This is a genomic window from Streptomyces collinus Tu 365, assembly GCF_000444875.1.
Lineage (GTDB): Bacteria > Actinomycetota > Actinomycetes > Streptomycetales > Streptomycetaceae > Streptomyces > Streptomyces collinus_A.
In genome coordinates this window covers 3,268,409-3,281,302 of record NC_021985.1, presented here as the reverse complement: position 1 = coordinate 3,281,302, position 12,894 = coordinate 3,268,409, and the positions used below count along the sequence as shown (strand labels likewise).

The 12,894-nt window shown below is 74.5% G+C and carries 9 protein-coding genes; 1 reads left to right on the top strand and 8 read right to left on the bottom strand.

What is annotated here, in order from left to right; all coding sequences use genetic code 11:
• Positions 1 to 179 precede the first annotated feature (179 nt).
• Positions 180 to 584, bottom strand: coding sequence for a globin (locus B446_RS14170; protein ID WP_020940130.1), 405 nt, complete (start codon positions 582 to 584; stop codon positions 180 to 182).
• A gap of 68 nt (positions 585 to 652) precedes the next feature.
• Here B446_RS14170 and B446_RS14165 point away from each other — a divergent pair, with 68 nt between their 5' ends.
• Positions 653 to 1,630 carry a methyltransferase domain-containing protein gene (locus B446_RS14165; RefSeq protein ID WP_020940129.1) on the top strand — a complete coding sequence of 326 codons (978 nt, stop codon included), beginning with the start codon at positions 653 to 655 and terminating at the stop codon, positions 1,628 to 1,630.
• A 71-nt stretch (positions 1,631 to 1,701) separates the two neighbouring features.
• Here B446_RS14165 and B446_RS14160 read toward each other — a convergent pair whose 3' ends face one another.
• The 7 genes from B446_RS14160 to B446_RS14130 form a co-directional block, all read right to left on the bottom strand.
• Positions 1,702 to 3,510 carry an FHA domain-containing protein gene (locus tag B446_RS14160; RefSeq protein ID WP_020940128.1) on the bottom strand — a complete coding sequence of 603 codons (1,809 nt, stop codon included), beginning with the start codon at positions 3,508 to 3,510 and terminating at the stop codon, positions 1,702 to 1,704.
• Positions 3,511 to 3,578: 68 nt separating this feature from the next.
• On the bottom strand, positions 3,579 to 4,925 hold the full coding sequence (locus B446_RS14155; RefSeq protein ID WP_020940127.1) for a vWA domain-containing protein: 1,347 nt from the start codon (positions 4,923 to 4,925) through the stop codon (positions 3,579 to 3,581).
• Positions 4,926 to 5,027: 102 nt separating this feature from the next.
• Positions 5,028 to 6,392, bottom strand: a complete 1,365-nt coding sequence (locus tag B446_RS14150; protein WP_043478275.1) for a PP2C family serine/threonine-protein phosphatase — start codon at positions 6,390 to 6,392, stop codon at positions 5,028 to 5,030.
• A gap of 3 nt (positions 6,393 to 6,395) precedes the next feature.
• Entirely contained in the window at positions 6,396 to 8,867 is a 2,472-nt protein-coding gene (locus B446_RS14145; protein ID WP_043475568.1) for a serine/threonine-protein kinase, read from the bottom strand.
• On the bottom strand, positions 8,864 to 10,174 hold the full coding sequence (locus tag B446_RS14140; protein ID WP_020940123.1) for a hypothetical protein: 1,311 nt from the start codon (positions 10,172 to 10,174) through the stop codon (positions 8,864 to 8,866). The genes B446_RS14145 and B446_RS14140 overlap by 4 nt, the downstream gene beginning before the upstream one ends.
• Positions 10,175 to 10,228: 54 nt before the next feature.
• The gene (locus B446_RS14135) at positions 10,229 to 11,257 is read right to left on the bottom strand and encodes a glutamate ABC transporter substrate-binding protein (RefSeq protein ID WP_020940122.1); all 1,029 of its coding nucleotides are present in this window, start codon (positions 11,255 to 11,257) and stop codon (positions 10,229 to 10,231) included.
• 14 nt (positions 11,258 to 11,271) lie between these two features.
• Complete coding sequence (locus B446_RS14130) at positions 11,272 to 12,702, bottom strand: hypothetical protein (protein ID WP_020940121.1); 1,431 nt, start codon at positions 12,700 to 12,702, stop codon at positions 11,272 to 11,274.
• Positions 12,703 to 12,894: the final 192 nt, after the last annotated feature.

Below are 12,894 nucleotides of genomic sequence, written 5' to 3'. Positions count from 1 at the left end.
GCCGGCCGCCGGGTGCGTTCACCGGCCCCGCCGGGCCGTGCTGTTCCACCCGCCGGCCGGGATGCCGACCGTGCCCGGCTGCTTTCACCGGCCCGCCGCTTCCCGCGCCCGAGCCGGACGGTCAAGGACCAGGCGACGGCAGCCCGTCGAGGTCCTGCGCGCGCCCCGCGCACGGGAGATCAGCCGACCGTGTTCACCATCGACTGGGCCGCGTACGTCAGGTAGTTCCACAGCGTCCGCTCGTGCTCCTCGGAGAGCCCCAGCTCGTCGACGGCCACCCGCATGTGCCGCAGCCAGGCGTCGTGCGCCGCCCGGTCCACGGTGAAGGGGGCGTGCCGCATGCGCAGCCGGGGGTGGCCGCGGTTCTCGCTGTAGGTGGTGGGGCCGCCCCAGTACTGCATGAGGAAAAGCGTCAGCCGTTCCTCGGCCGGGCCCAGGTCCTCCTCCGGGTACATCGCCCGCAGCTCCGGGTCCTCGGCGACTCCCTCGTAGAAACGGTGGACGAGCCGACGGAAGGTCTCCTCCCCGCCGACCTGCTCGTAGAAGGTCTGCTCCTGAAGCGTGCCGCGCCGAATCTCATTCACCCGTCCATCGTCTCAGACCGGGTGACCGAGGACTCAAGGCGTAGGACCGTCGCCCCTACTGTGGACCCATGGGCGTCCACGACACGGGGATCGACGAGCTCGCCGCCGAGGCACGGGCCGCGCTGGTCGCGGAGATCGACGCCGAGGGGGCCTGGGACGAGGACCCGGTGTGGCGGGAGGCGTTCGCCCGGGTGCCCCGGCACCTGTTCGTGCCCTACTACTACGTCGGCGTCCGGGGCGGCTACGAACGCCGCTGGGGCGAGAGCCCGGACCCCGGGGCGCGGGAGCGCTGGGTGCGCGGCGCCTACGCCGACGTCCCGCTGGCCACCCGGCTGCGCGACGGCGAACTGCTCTCGTCCAGCAGCCAGCCCTCGCTGATGGCGCGGATGCTGGTGGCCCTGCGCGTGGCGGAGGGCGACCGGGTCCTCGAGGTGGGTGCGGGCACCGGCTACAACGCCGCCCTGCTCGCCCACCGGCTCGGCGACGACGACCTCGTCACCACCGTCGACCTGGAACCGGAGATCACCGAGTCCGCCGCCCGGCACCTCGCGGCGGCCGGTCACCACCCGGTGGTCGTCACCGGTGACGGCGCGCGCGGAGTGCCCGAACGCGCCCCCTTCGACCGGATCATCGCCACCTGCGCGCTGCCCACGGTGCCCGGCGCCTGGCTGGCCCAGTGCCGTCCCGGCGCCCGGATCCTGACCCCGCTGGCCACCGGTCTGCTCGCGCTCACCGTCCGGCACGACGGCCACGCCGAGGGCCGCTTCCTGCCCGCGGCCGCCTACTTCGTCCCGCTGCGCGGCGCGGGCGGCGGGCGTCCCGCGGCGGTGTCCCTGGCCGGGCTGCCGGCCGGCGCCGGGGAGCAGGAGACGTTCCGCTTCCTGCTCGCTCTGACCAGGGGCGTACTGGACCCGCGGGACGCCTACGGGCTGTGGGAGCGCGAGGGCGGCCCCGGCCGGGAGCGCTACGGCGTCACGGTCGGCGGCGCGCACGCCTGGGCCTGGCTGGACGACCCGGAGGGGCCGTACGCCTGGCCCCTGCCGTGACCTGCAGGCCGTGGAGCCGCTCGCGCGGAGCGGCTCCCGTGCGCCGCGTCAGCCCCGGCAGCGGGTGATCGTCAGCCCCGGTGGACGGTGATCGTCGTCCAGGCGCCCACGTGCACCCGGTCGCCGTCCTGCAGCGGCACCGGCACGAACGGCTGGATCGGCTCGTCCGAGCCGTTGACCGTGGTGCCGTTCGTCGAGTTCTGGTCGACGACCGCCCAGCCGCCGTCCGGCTGCTGGACCAGCACCGCGTGCTGGTGCGAGACACCCGGGTCCTCCGGCGGCACCGACAGGTCGATGTCGGGGGTGTCGCCGGTGGAGTGCCGGCGGCGGCCGATGGTGACCTGGTTGCCGGTCAGCGCGCGCTGCTGCTCGGGCGAGTACGCGGGCAGGTTCAGGCCCGCGGCCTCGGGGCCCGAGCGCTGCATCATCGCCATGAAGTAGTCGCGGTCCGGGCCGATGGTCGCGGTCCAGCGGGCCGGCTGACGCTGCGCCTGCGGGTAGCCGGGGCCGTTCGGGGCCTGGGTGGCACCGGGCTGCGGGTAGCCGTAGCCACCGCCCTGCCCGGGGCCGCCGGACGGCGGGGAGATCACCCAGTCGTCCTCGGCGCCGCCAAAGGACGGACCGCCGGCCGGGGGCCGGCCGGTCTCCTGCGGGTAGGCGGGCGGCGCGGACTGCTGGAAGGCCTGCGGCGCACCGCCGGCCGGGCCACCGGGGCCGCCCTGCGGGGTCGGGCCGGGCGGCGGAACCGGACGGGAGGGGTCGCCACCGAAGCCCGACGGGCCACCGGGGCCGCCACGGCCACTGGTGCCGCCGGGGCCGCCGGAACCACCCGGGCCGCCGGGACCGCCGTACCCGCCGGGGCCGGAGGACTCGGAGCCGAACGGGTCGCGTCCGAAGGGCGGCGGGCCGGACGGGTTGCCGGGACCACCCGGACCCTGCCCCGGACCACCCGGACCACCAGGACCACCACCGAAACCGCCCGGACCGCCGGAACCGCCGGGACCACCCGGGCCGGCACCGAAGCCGCCCGGACCACCGGGGGCGCCACTGAAGCCACCAGGATTGCCGGAGTCGCCACCGAAGCCGGACGGACCACCGCGGCCACCAGGACCGCCGGAGTCGCCACCGAAGCCGGACGGACCACCGGGGCCACCGGAACCACCAGGACCGCCGGAGTCGCCACCGAAGCCGGACGGACCACCGGGGCCACCGGAACCACCAGGACCGCCGGAGTCGCCACCGAAGCCGGACGGACCACCGCGGCCACCAGAACCACCAGGACCGCCAGAACCACCAGGACCACCGGGACCCGCGCCCTGGCCGCCGCCGAAGCCCTGCGGGGCACCGGCCGGGCGCCGGGCGCCGCCGAAGGCGTCCGGGCCGCCCTGGCCGCCCGAGGTGGGCGGCGGGCCGGAGCGGCCGCGCTCACCGGCGAACGGCGTCGGGCCCGACGGCTCGCTGCCGAAGGACGGGATGGGCTCGGCGGGCCGGTTCATCTGCGAGGGCCGCGAGCCCTGGTACTCGTAGGAGTCGCCGCCGCCGTAGGTCGCGCTCGGCGGCTGGAAGCGGGGCTGGGCCGGACGCGGGGCGGCCGGGGTGTACGAGGTGGCCGTGTTGGTGAGGAAGTTCCACCGGCACTCCTCGCAGAAGGGCGCGCCGCCCTCCCGGGGCGTGCGGCACTGCGGGCACAGTTCGGGCTCGGCCCCGCCGGGGCCGCCGGCCGGGCGGCCGCCGGGACCGCCCTGCGGGGGCGGGAAGCCGTAGCCGCCGCCGGCCGGGGGCGGCGGAGGGGGCGGGGGCACGGCACCGGCCATGCGGTGACCGCAGACCTCGCACCAGTCGTCGGAACCCGACTGGTGTCCGTTCGGGCAGGTCGGCATGTCGGCGCTTCCCCCTCTCCTTCAGGATCCTGCTTCAGTGCTTCGGTACTTCGTGGTCACTACTGGTGTCACTTCTTTACACGAACAGTCTTTGTGGACCGGGTCTCGAGAGTCATCTCGTCGGCCTCCGCGACCTTCGCCTTCAGTCGCACAGTACCTGTCGCCGCGTCGACCACGTCCACCACCTTCGAAAGCAGTTTCGCAGTATCCGCGTTCCCCGAGGCACTCGCGAGCTGAACAGCACGTCCCAATTTGGCCGTTGCCCCGTCGAAATCGCCCGCTTTGCGAAGGTCGAGCCCCTGTTGGATGGCCTGTGCCAGTTCGGCCTGCCCGGTGTAGTGCGCCACCTGGGGGCTGATCGAGGTCGAGGCGGCCATGTCGTCGGTCCACACGGCCCGTACGAGCCCCTGCGCCCCGAGGTTCTGTACCGTTCCGTCCGCTTGTGGGACGACCAGGGAGACCCGCGCGGCGAGCATCTCCTGGCCGAGACCGGCCGCCGGGACCTCGACGCACAGGTGGTAGTCGCGGGACTCGTCGCCCCAGGACCCGGTGGGATAGTCGCCGGCGCGCGGGCCCGCCTCGGTCCGTCGGCCGGTCAACTCCTCGACGGTGGGCGCTACTTGCTTGACGAACCGGATGGTGGTGCCGACCGGCGTCCACACCCGCAGGGCCACGTCGGCGACCTCCTTGCCCATCGCCGTCTCCATCATCCGCGTGAAGTCGGCGGCCAGGCCCGCCGGATCGGCGACGATGTCCGCCGTGCCGAGCAGCGCCGAGGCGATGCCTGTGACTTCTTTCACTTCCCAGTCGGTGCCCACGCCCCGCGCGTCACAGGTGAACCGCCCGGCGCACTCGTCCAGCGCGGCCCGCAGGTCCTCCGGCGACTCGTGCTCGTTGCGGCCGTCGGTGAGCAGGATGCCGTGCCGGATGGCGACGTCGGCCGAGGACAGCAGCCGGTCGGCCAGCCGCAGCCAGGTGCCGATGGCCGTACCGCCGCCCGCGCTCAGCCGGCGCAGCGCCTGCTTGGCCTCCTCGCGGGTGGCGGCGTCGGCGACCGCGAGCCGCCCGCCGCCGGGATAGACCTCCTTGGCGACGTGCGTGCCGCCGATCACCGCGAAGTGCACGCCGTCGCGCAGGGTGTCGACGGCGGCGGCCGTGGCGTCTCGGGCGTTGCGCATCTTGGTCGGCGGGTACTCCATGGAACCCGAGCAGTCGACCATGATCGCCACTGCGGCGGAGGGCCCCTGGCCGGGCGCGTACAGGTGCGGGGCCGCGACGGCGCTGCCGACCGTGCCGCCACCGGTCGCGGTCACGGTGACGATGGCGTTGACCTCGCGGCCGCCCTCGGGCAGGTACTCGTTCTGGTAGACGTCGACCGAGAACTGCGGCACGTTCGACTTGGCGAAATTGGCCATGCTGCTTCGAATCCCCCTAGTACAACCCCGCTCGCGCGGGGCAATGCGTGTGGCCGGACCGGTCCCCTCCGGTCCGTCGAGGCCTCCCCGTCGTGTACGGCCTCAGGCCGATCCTGCCCCCTGCGGCGGTGCGGGGAACGGCAGGAGGGCCACTGTTACGTTGTCGTGGCCCCCGCCGTCCAGGGCGTGGCCGACCAGGACCCGGGCGCCGTGCAGCGGACGGGTGGCCGCGTCCAGGGGCACGATCTCGGCCATCTCCTCGGCCGTCTCGGCGTAGTTCCACAGGCCGTCGGTGCACACCACCACCACGCCCGGCCGGTCCGGCTTGAACGACGCGGTGTGCGGCTCCAGTTCGTAGGCGTCCGCGCCGAGCCAGCCGGTGATGGCGTGGGCCCGCTCGTCCGCGTACGCCTCCGCCTCGTTCATCAGGCCGGCCGCGACCATCTGGGCGGCCCAGGAGTCGTCCTCGGTCAGCCGGGCCGCGGGCGCCGAGCGGTCCGCCGGCACCCAGTAGGCGCGGCTGTCGCCGACCCAGCCGACCACCAGCAGCCCGGAGGCGACCACCGCGCCGACGAAGGTGCAGGCCGGGGCGTTCTGGTGCGGGGTGTGCTCACGGGCCGAGGCGGGCTCACCGGCCAGCGCGTCGACCGCCTGCGCGGCGGCCACGATCGCCTCGTGCATCGCCTGCTGGGGGTGCGTGCCGCGCGGCAGCGCGGCCAGCAGGAGGTCACCGGCCGTCCGCGCGGCGGCCGCCGAGGCCTCGTCGGGCCGGGTCGCGGAGGACACGCCGTCGCAGACCACCGCCACGGCGGCGGGCGTGCCGTCGGACAGCGCGGTGTGCCCGACGGTGAAGGAGTCCTCGTTGCGGTGGTGGCGCAGGCCGCGGTCGCTGACCGCGGCGACCGGGCCCGACTCCCGCTCCATGTGGTCGCGTTCACGCGGCTGGGCGTGCCCGCAGTTCTCGCAGTAGCCGTCGTCGTCGACCTGGCCGGCCCGGCAGGCGACGCACACCTTCGCCGCGCCCTCCGGCACGGCGGTGTCGGCGGCCACGCGCGGGTCCGGTGCCTGCAACGGGTACTCCTCGGGTTCCGCGGGCCGGTCGAAGCGGACACCGGAGGCGGGCGGCTCGTGCGGCTCCCGCGGCTCGTGCGGCTCACGCGGCTCGTGCGGGTGCTGCTGCTCCTGCCCGTGCAGCGGGTTGCCGCCCGAGTCGGTGCCGGGCACGTCGGCGGCCCGGTGCGCCGTGGGCGGCGTGGCACCGGAGCCGGCCGGGTCGGGGGCGGGCCAGTCCACGCCGTCGGCGGGCGTCGCCGGACCGGTCATGGTGAGCGTCGGATGGTCCTGCGGCGGGGCGGGCACGACGGACAGGTCGTATCCGCACGCACCGCAGAAGAGGTCACCCGACTCGAGCGGCTCCGCGCAGCTCGGGCACTTCGCCAGTGCGGCCTGCTGGGGCATCTGCGACATCAACTACACCCACGTCCGGGGGCGGTAACGGTTGGCCCGTTCCACCAGCTCGATCCTCTCCTCACCGCCGGGCGCGAGGCGCGCCAGCGTGCGGTACGCGCGCTCCAGGCCGAAGCGGAGGCCCCGCTCGTCCAGACCGCTGCCGAGCAGCACCCGCCCGCCGGTGGCGGGCAGGTCGGCTCCCTGGCCTCCGGAGAGTATCCAGTCCAGGGCGCTGCCGAGCACTTCGGCCGACAACTGCTCGCGCCTGGCGGGGTCCAGACCGTACGTCCGGAGCGCCTCGACCTGGCCCGCGGCGGCGGTCAGGTCGTCCAGGAACGGTACGTCACCGGCGACCGCCGTGCGCTGTCTGAGCCGGGCCCGGACGGCCGCGACCCGGGCCGCCGTGTAGTGGATGGAGGACTCCGGCACCGACTCCAGGGTGCGTACCGCGCCCTGCCGGTCACCGGCCGCGAGCTGCACCCTGGCCAGGCCGAAGGCGGCGCTGACGAAGCTCGGGTCGGTCGCCCACACCAGCCGGTAGTACTCGGCCGCGTTGTCCAGCTGGCCCAGCACCTCCGCGCACAGGCCGAGCGCCAGCTTGGGCGCGGCCTCGCCCGGGAAGGCGTCGTAGACCGCGTCGAAGGACAGCGCCGCGCCCTCGAAGTCCCCGGTGACCAGGGCGGCCGTGCCCCGGTACCACACCACCCGCCAGTCGTCGGGCCGTTCGCCCTCCAGCTCGGCCAGCGCCGCCAGCGCGCCGGGGTGGTCGCCGCTCTCCAGTCGGGCGCGGACCTGCCGCAGCCGGGTCTCCACGGTCCGTACCGGCGCCGCGTCCAGCGCGGCGATCAGCTCCGCCGGCGCGGACGCCATCAGCCCCGCCAGGAAACCGGCGTTGGGGTCGGCCGGGTCGACCAGCGGGACGGGCAGCGCGAGGGCGGCCGCCGGGGTGTCCACGGGTCTGACGAGGGCCGGCGGGGGCAGCTCCGGGGGAGACCCGGCGGCCCGCGTGGCGCGCGCGCCCAGCCGTGACACGTCCCCGTCGAGACGGGGGAACAACTCCGTGTCCGTGACCCGCACCTCCGGCCCGAACAGCGTCGACAGCGCGGGCCTGGCCTGCCCCGTCTGCAGCGAGACGACCTCGCGCAGCACCCCGGTCAGCTGCTCGGCCATCTCCTGCGCGGAGGCGAACCGGCGGGCCGGGTCGGGGTCGGTGGCCCGCACCAGGAGCCGGTAGAAGGACTCGTAGCGGTGGAAGACCTCGATGTTGTCCGGGTCGGGCAGGGAGTCCACGAAGACGTTCGTGTAGCCCTGGAAGTCGAACGTGAGCACCGCGAGGGTGCGGCCCACGGTGTACAGGTCGCTCGCCACCGACGGGCCGATCTCGGCCACCTCCGGCGCCTGGTAGCCGACCGTGCCGTAGATCGCCGACTCGTCGTCGTCCATGCGGCGCACCGCGCCCATGTCGATCAGCTTGAGCTGGTCCTCGGTCTGGATGGCGTTGTCGACCTTGAAGTCGCAGTACAGCAGGTTGCGGCTGTGCAGGTGGCCGAGCGCCTCCAGCGCCTCGATGCCGTACGCGCACGCCTGCTCCACCGGCAGCGGGTCGCGCCGGCCGTCCGGTGTGCGGCGGGCGTTGGCGATCTCCTTCAGCGACTTGCCGCCGACGTACTCCATGACGATGTAGCCGTCGAGGGAGCCGGTGCGCTGGTCGAGGTGCTCCACGAAGTTGTAGATCCGCACGATGTTGGCGTGCTCGATCTCGGCGAGGAAGCGCCGCTCGGAGATCGCGGCGGCCATCGCGTCCTGGTCGCCGGTGTCCAGCAGGCCCTTGAGCACCACCCAGCGGTCGGAGACCGCCCGGTCCACCGCGAGGTAGATCCAGCCCAGACCGCCGTGCGCCAGGCAGCCGGCCACCTCGTACTGGCCGTGCACGACGTCCCCGGCCTTCAGCTTGGGCACGAACGAGTACGGGTGCCCGCACTTGGTGCAGAAGCCCTCCGTGCGTCCGGGCCGCTCGCCGCGGGCCCGGCCGACCGGCGCTCCGCAGTCGGAGCGCGAGCAGAACCGCTTGCGCTCGGGCACCTCCGGGTTGTCGAGCACCATGGCGCGCGGGTCGGGCCGCGGCACCTGCGGCACCGACACCAGACCGGCGCCGAGCCGGCCGCGGGCGGAGGTCCCGGAGGAGGAGCCGGAGCTGCGCACCGACACCGAGCGGCCGGTGGCGCTGCCCGACAGGGAGCGGGAGAGCCGCCCGGACACCGACCGCCGCGACTTCGACGACTGCGACGACGTCCGCGCGCTGCGGCCCGTGGAGCCCGAACCGCCGCTCGCCGAGGAGCCCCTGGTGACCCCGGTGGGCGGTGAGCCGACCATGCCGGTCGCGGAGACGACCGGGGCGAGGCCGCAGGTGTCGCAGTACAGCTCACCGCCGCCGACGTCCTCGTACGACCCCTCGCAGCCGGGCCGCTGGCACGGCCGCTGTGCCTGACTCATGACGACTCACTCCTACGGTCCTCGGGCCCGCCCTGAGGGGGGATTCCGGGCGTGCCGAGCTGCTCGGCCGCCGCCTGCTGGTAGCGCAGCACGGCCTGCTCGGCCACCCGCAGGTCGCAGGGCGCGCTCCACAGCATCCGCCGGGCCGCGTCGTACCGCTCGACCAGCAGCGGGTCCTCGGCCAGCCCGTGCCGGGCCACCTTCGCCCGGTACGCGTCGAGCCGCCCGCGCAGCTCGGCGCGGACCGCGAGCGGCGCGGTCACCGCCGTCAACGACTCGCGAGCGCGCAGCAGTTCGTCCTCGGCCTTCTGCTCCAGCGACTCCAGCAGCGGCGAGAGCCGGTGCCAGCGCGCCTGCCGCCGGTACTCGGCGGCCGTCGCGAGCTGCTCCTGGAGCACGGTCGGCGGCCCGCTGACCACGGGCACCTCGGTCGCCGCGATCTTGGCGAGCACCTCGCCGCGCGCGGTGCGCGCCTCGGCGAGGGTGCGGTCCGCCCGGGAGAGCAGGTCGCGCAGCCGGATCAGCCGCGTCTCCGCGTCCTGGCGCACGGTGAGCACCGCGTCGATCTCCCGGCGCACGTCCTCCAGGGCGCGCGCCTCACGGTCGTACACGGTGGTGTCCGGCCGGCCGCCGCCGGGCGCCGAACTGCCCTCGGCGGGCACCCAGAAGGCCAGCGGGTCGGAGACCACGTCCTCGCGCAGCCCGGTCAGGGTGCGCGTGATGCGCTCCAGGTCGTCGCCGGCCGGGTGCTCGCCGGGGCGCACGCCGACGGAGTGGGCGAGCTTGCGGGTGCGCTGGAGTTCGGCGGCGAGTAAATCGATCCGCGCGGGCAGCGCCGACCAGACCGCGTCGGCGGTGACGACCAGGTCGAGCGAGGAGGCGTACAGCTCGTTCATCCGGTCGACCAGGGCGGTCAGCGAGAAGCCCTCGCTGAGCCGGCCCGTGTGACCGCCGCCGCCGGCGCCGTCCGGGACGGTGACGGACTCGCCGCGCAGCAGCTCGGTCAGCTCCGCCAGGTCCTCCCGGCTGGACCAGCGGCGCCGGGCCCGGATCTCCCGGGCGGAGCGCAGCGCGGCCGAGTAGGCGTCGAAGTAGGCCCACAGCAGGGTGATGGACGCCTCGGCGGCGGCCCAGCGCTCCCGGGTGACGCCGGTCAGCTCGGCGCCTTCGAGGAGCCTGCGGCCGGCGTGGTCCTGGAGGGCGAGCAGCGAGGTCTCGATCGCCTCGTGCTCGGCACCGAGCCGGGCCAGCGCACGGTCCACCTCGTCCCGGTCCATCACCGGCCCGGCGGGGTCCGTGACGCCCATCGATCACCTCTCGCTGCTGTGTGGTTGGCCTGGGTCGGTTCGGTCGGGGCGGGCTCAGTCCGTGGACAGGTACTGCGGGGCGGGCGGCCGGGACGGCCCCGGGTCCTTGCCCAGGGTCGCCGCGAGCCAGGTGTCGTACGACGTCTGCCAGCCGTGCGCGCGGTAGTCCACCAGGATGCGGTTCACCCGGCGTACCAGATCACTCGCGTCCTTCTTCATCGCCACGCCGTAGTACTCGGTCGTGAACGCCGCGCCCTTGAGTTCCAGGGTCGGGTCCTGGGCGGCCTGGCTGGCGGCGAGCGCGCCGTCGGTGACCACCGCGTCGACCTCGCCGAGCTGCAGCCGCACCAGGCAGTCGAGCTGGTTGGGGACGGTGGTGGAGATGTCGGTGGAGGCCGGCAGGGCGCCCTTGTCCCGGTCCGCCTTCAGCTTGATGTAGGCGGTCGAACCGGACGCCGTGCAGATCCTCTGGTGCGCGAGCGTGCCGTTGTAGCCGGTGACGCCCGAGGACTTGGGCGCGAGCACCTGCTGCCCGGTCTTGAAGTACGGCGCGGAGAACGCGACGTCGCCGAGCCGCTCGCAGGTGATGGTCATCGTGCGGACCACCATGTCGACCCGGCCGTCCTTGATGGCGGGGATGCGCTGACTGGTCGGTATGGCCTTGAACTGGACGGCGTCCGGGTCGCCGAGGATGTCCTCGGCGATCTTGTGGACGAGGTCGATGTCGAAGCCCTCCAGCTCCGCCCCCTCGGTGTTCGGGTTGCGGTAGCCCCAGTGGTAGCTGTTCTGGTCGACGCCGACGACCAGCTTGCGCTTGGCGCCCGTACGGGACTTGATGGCCTCGATGGTCGGGCCGTCGGCGCCGGACGGCGGCAGCGTCCTGTTCTGCGCCTCGGAGTCCTTGCAGGCGCCGGCGCGCGCCTGGAGGCCGGTGGCCGCCCGGGCGCCGGCCGGGCCGTCCTGGACCCGGGTCTGGGTGCGGGGCAGCAGCAGGACGGCCGCCAGCGCCAGGACGCACAGGACGGCCATCGCGCCGACCCCGCCCCAGCCCCGCAGGGAGGTCCGTACACGGCTCGCGTACATCGTCCTGCCCCCTGTCACCGGTACTCCGAAAGCCTGCGCCCGATGCCCGCGACGGCACCGGCGGCGCCCAGCACGGCGAGCACCGCGGCCCCGAGGGTCAGTCCGGTCATGGCGTCGAGGCCGCTGCCCGCGGCCTGCCTGAACTCGGTCTGCTCGTGGTCGATGGCCCGGGCGAGGTTGCTGTCGACGCTGTCGAAGCACGCGCCGGTCGCGCCCTTGCCGCCGATCACCAGGTCGAGCGCCTGCTGGTAGTTGCCGTTCTCGTCCTCGCCGCGGGCCGTGGCGTGGCGCTTCTTCCACACCGCCATGTTGCCCCGGGCCGCCGTGACCGGCTTGGTGCCCGCCTGGTCGTCGGCGAGCCCGGCCGCCTCGGTCAGTCCCCGGCCGAGCACGTTCATGTCCTTGTCGAAGTCGTAGTAGTACGCGTCGTACGTCTGCCCGCCGACCGTCACGGTCTCGGCGCCGCGCGCCACCAGGCTGAGGTTCTCGTTGCCGCGCGCCTTCAGCGAGGCGATCCGCGCGTCGTGCAGCACCTTCAGCGAGCGGATGCCGTGGTCGTAGGAGCCGTTCAGCTCCGTGCGCGCCACCGCGTGCCCGACCACCAGCCACAGCAGCACCACCGTCGTCGCGGCCGTGCCGGCGACGAGGCCGTGGTTCAGGACGCGGTTGGTGCGCTGGTAGGTGCGGTGCTGGGCCCAGCCCAGGGCGGCCAGGGCGAGCACGCCGAGCGCGATCGCCGCCCACGGGTACGGCGTCGCATCCGCGTAGTCGGCGTCCAGCCGCTGGTTCTCCTTGGTGTAGAGGTCCTCCGCTGCCGGGAGCATCTCCTGCTGCATCTTCTCGTTGGCGTAGCGCAGATACGCGCCGCCGACCGGGTAGCCCTGCCGGTTGTAGGTCCGGGCGCGCTCGATCAGGCCCTTGTACTCGGGCAGCAGCCGGTTCAGCCGGGCGATGGTCGCCTCGGAGGACGACCCCGGCTCCGCGTTGGCGGCGGCCGTGACGAGTCCGCCGGCCGCGGCGCGGATGTCCTTCTCGTACCGGTCGCGGGAGGCCGCGCTCTCCTGACCGCCCGCCAGGAACCCGCTGGAGGCCGCCGTGTTGGCGTCGGCCAGCGACCGGTAGATGCCGGCCGCACCGGAGCTGAGCGGCTGGCTGCGGTGCAGTACGTCGTCGGCGGCGGCCGCGCGCTCGGACGTCTGCCAGGCGGTGACCGCCCCGAACGCGACGACGAGCAGCGCCAGTACGGCTCCGATGATGCGCAGCCGTCCCGGCTCGGTGGTCGCGGCGGCCCGCAGCCGCTCGGCGCCCTCGGCGAAGGCGGTGCGGCGGCCGGTGGGGGCCGGGGGCGGGCTCGCGGGCGCGGGCGGGCCGGGCTGCGGGGGAACGGCGGGCAGGGCGGGGCCCGCCTGCGGCGGCGCCGCGCTGCTCTTCGGCGGGTGTGTCACTTGACCTCCCCCATGGTCATCCGTTCGCCGCCAAGTATCACCGCCCGGGCCGGTATCCGCACCAGCCTTCACGCGATCTTGATCGGATCGCAGCGCAACCTACGGCATGCCGGCGCGGGGAGCGTGCCGCACCACCCCCTGTCCCTCAACACGCCCTGCGCGGCTGTTCGGTTCCTTGTAGCCTCCGCGGGC

What these genes read in the sequence shown, in the direction of transcription:
- B446_RS14165 (WP_020940129.1), top strand. Translation starts at nt 653, where the DNA reads ATGGGCGTCCACGACACGGGGATCGACGAGCTCGCCGCCGAGGCACGG.
- B446_RS14160 (WP_020940128.1), bottom strand. Translation starts at nt 3,510, where the DNA reads ATGCCGACCTGCCCGAACGGACACCAGTCGGGTTCCGACGACTGGTGC.
- B446_RS14155 (WP_020940127.1), bottom strand. Translation starts at nt 4,925, where the DNA reads ATGGCCAATTTCGCCAAGTCGAACGTGCCGCAGTTCTCGGTCGACGTC.
- B446_RS14150 (WP_043478275.1), bottom strand. Translation starts at nt 6,392, where the DNA reads ATGTCGCAGATGCCCCAGCAGGCCGCACTGGCGAAGTGCCCGAGCTGC.
- B446_RS14145 (WP_043475568.1), bottom strand. Translation starts at nt 8,867, where the DNA reads ATGAGTCAGGCACAGCGGCCGTGCCAGCGGCCCGGCTGCGAGGGGTCG.
- B446_RS14140 (WP_020940123.1), bottom strand. Translation starts at nt 10,174, where the DNA reads ATGGGCGTCACGGACCCCGCCGGGCCGGTGATGGACCGGGACGAGGTG.
- B446_RS14135 (WP_020940122.1), bottom strand. Translation starts at nt 11,257, where the DNA reads ATGTACGCGAGCCGTGTACGGACCTCCCTGCGGGGCTGGGGCGGGGTC.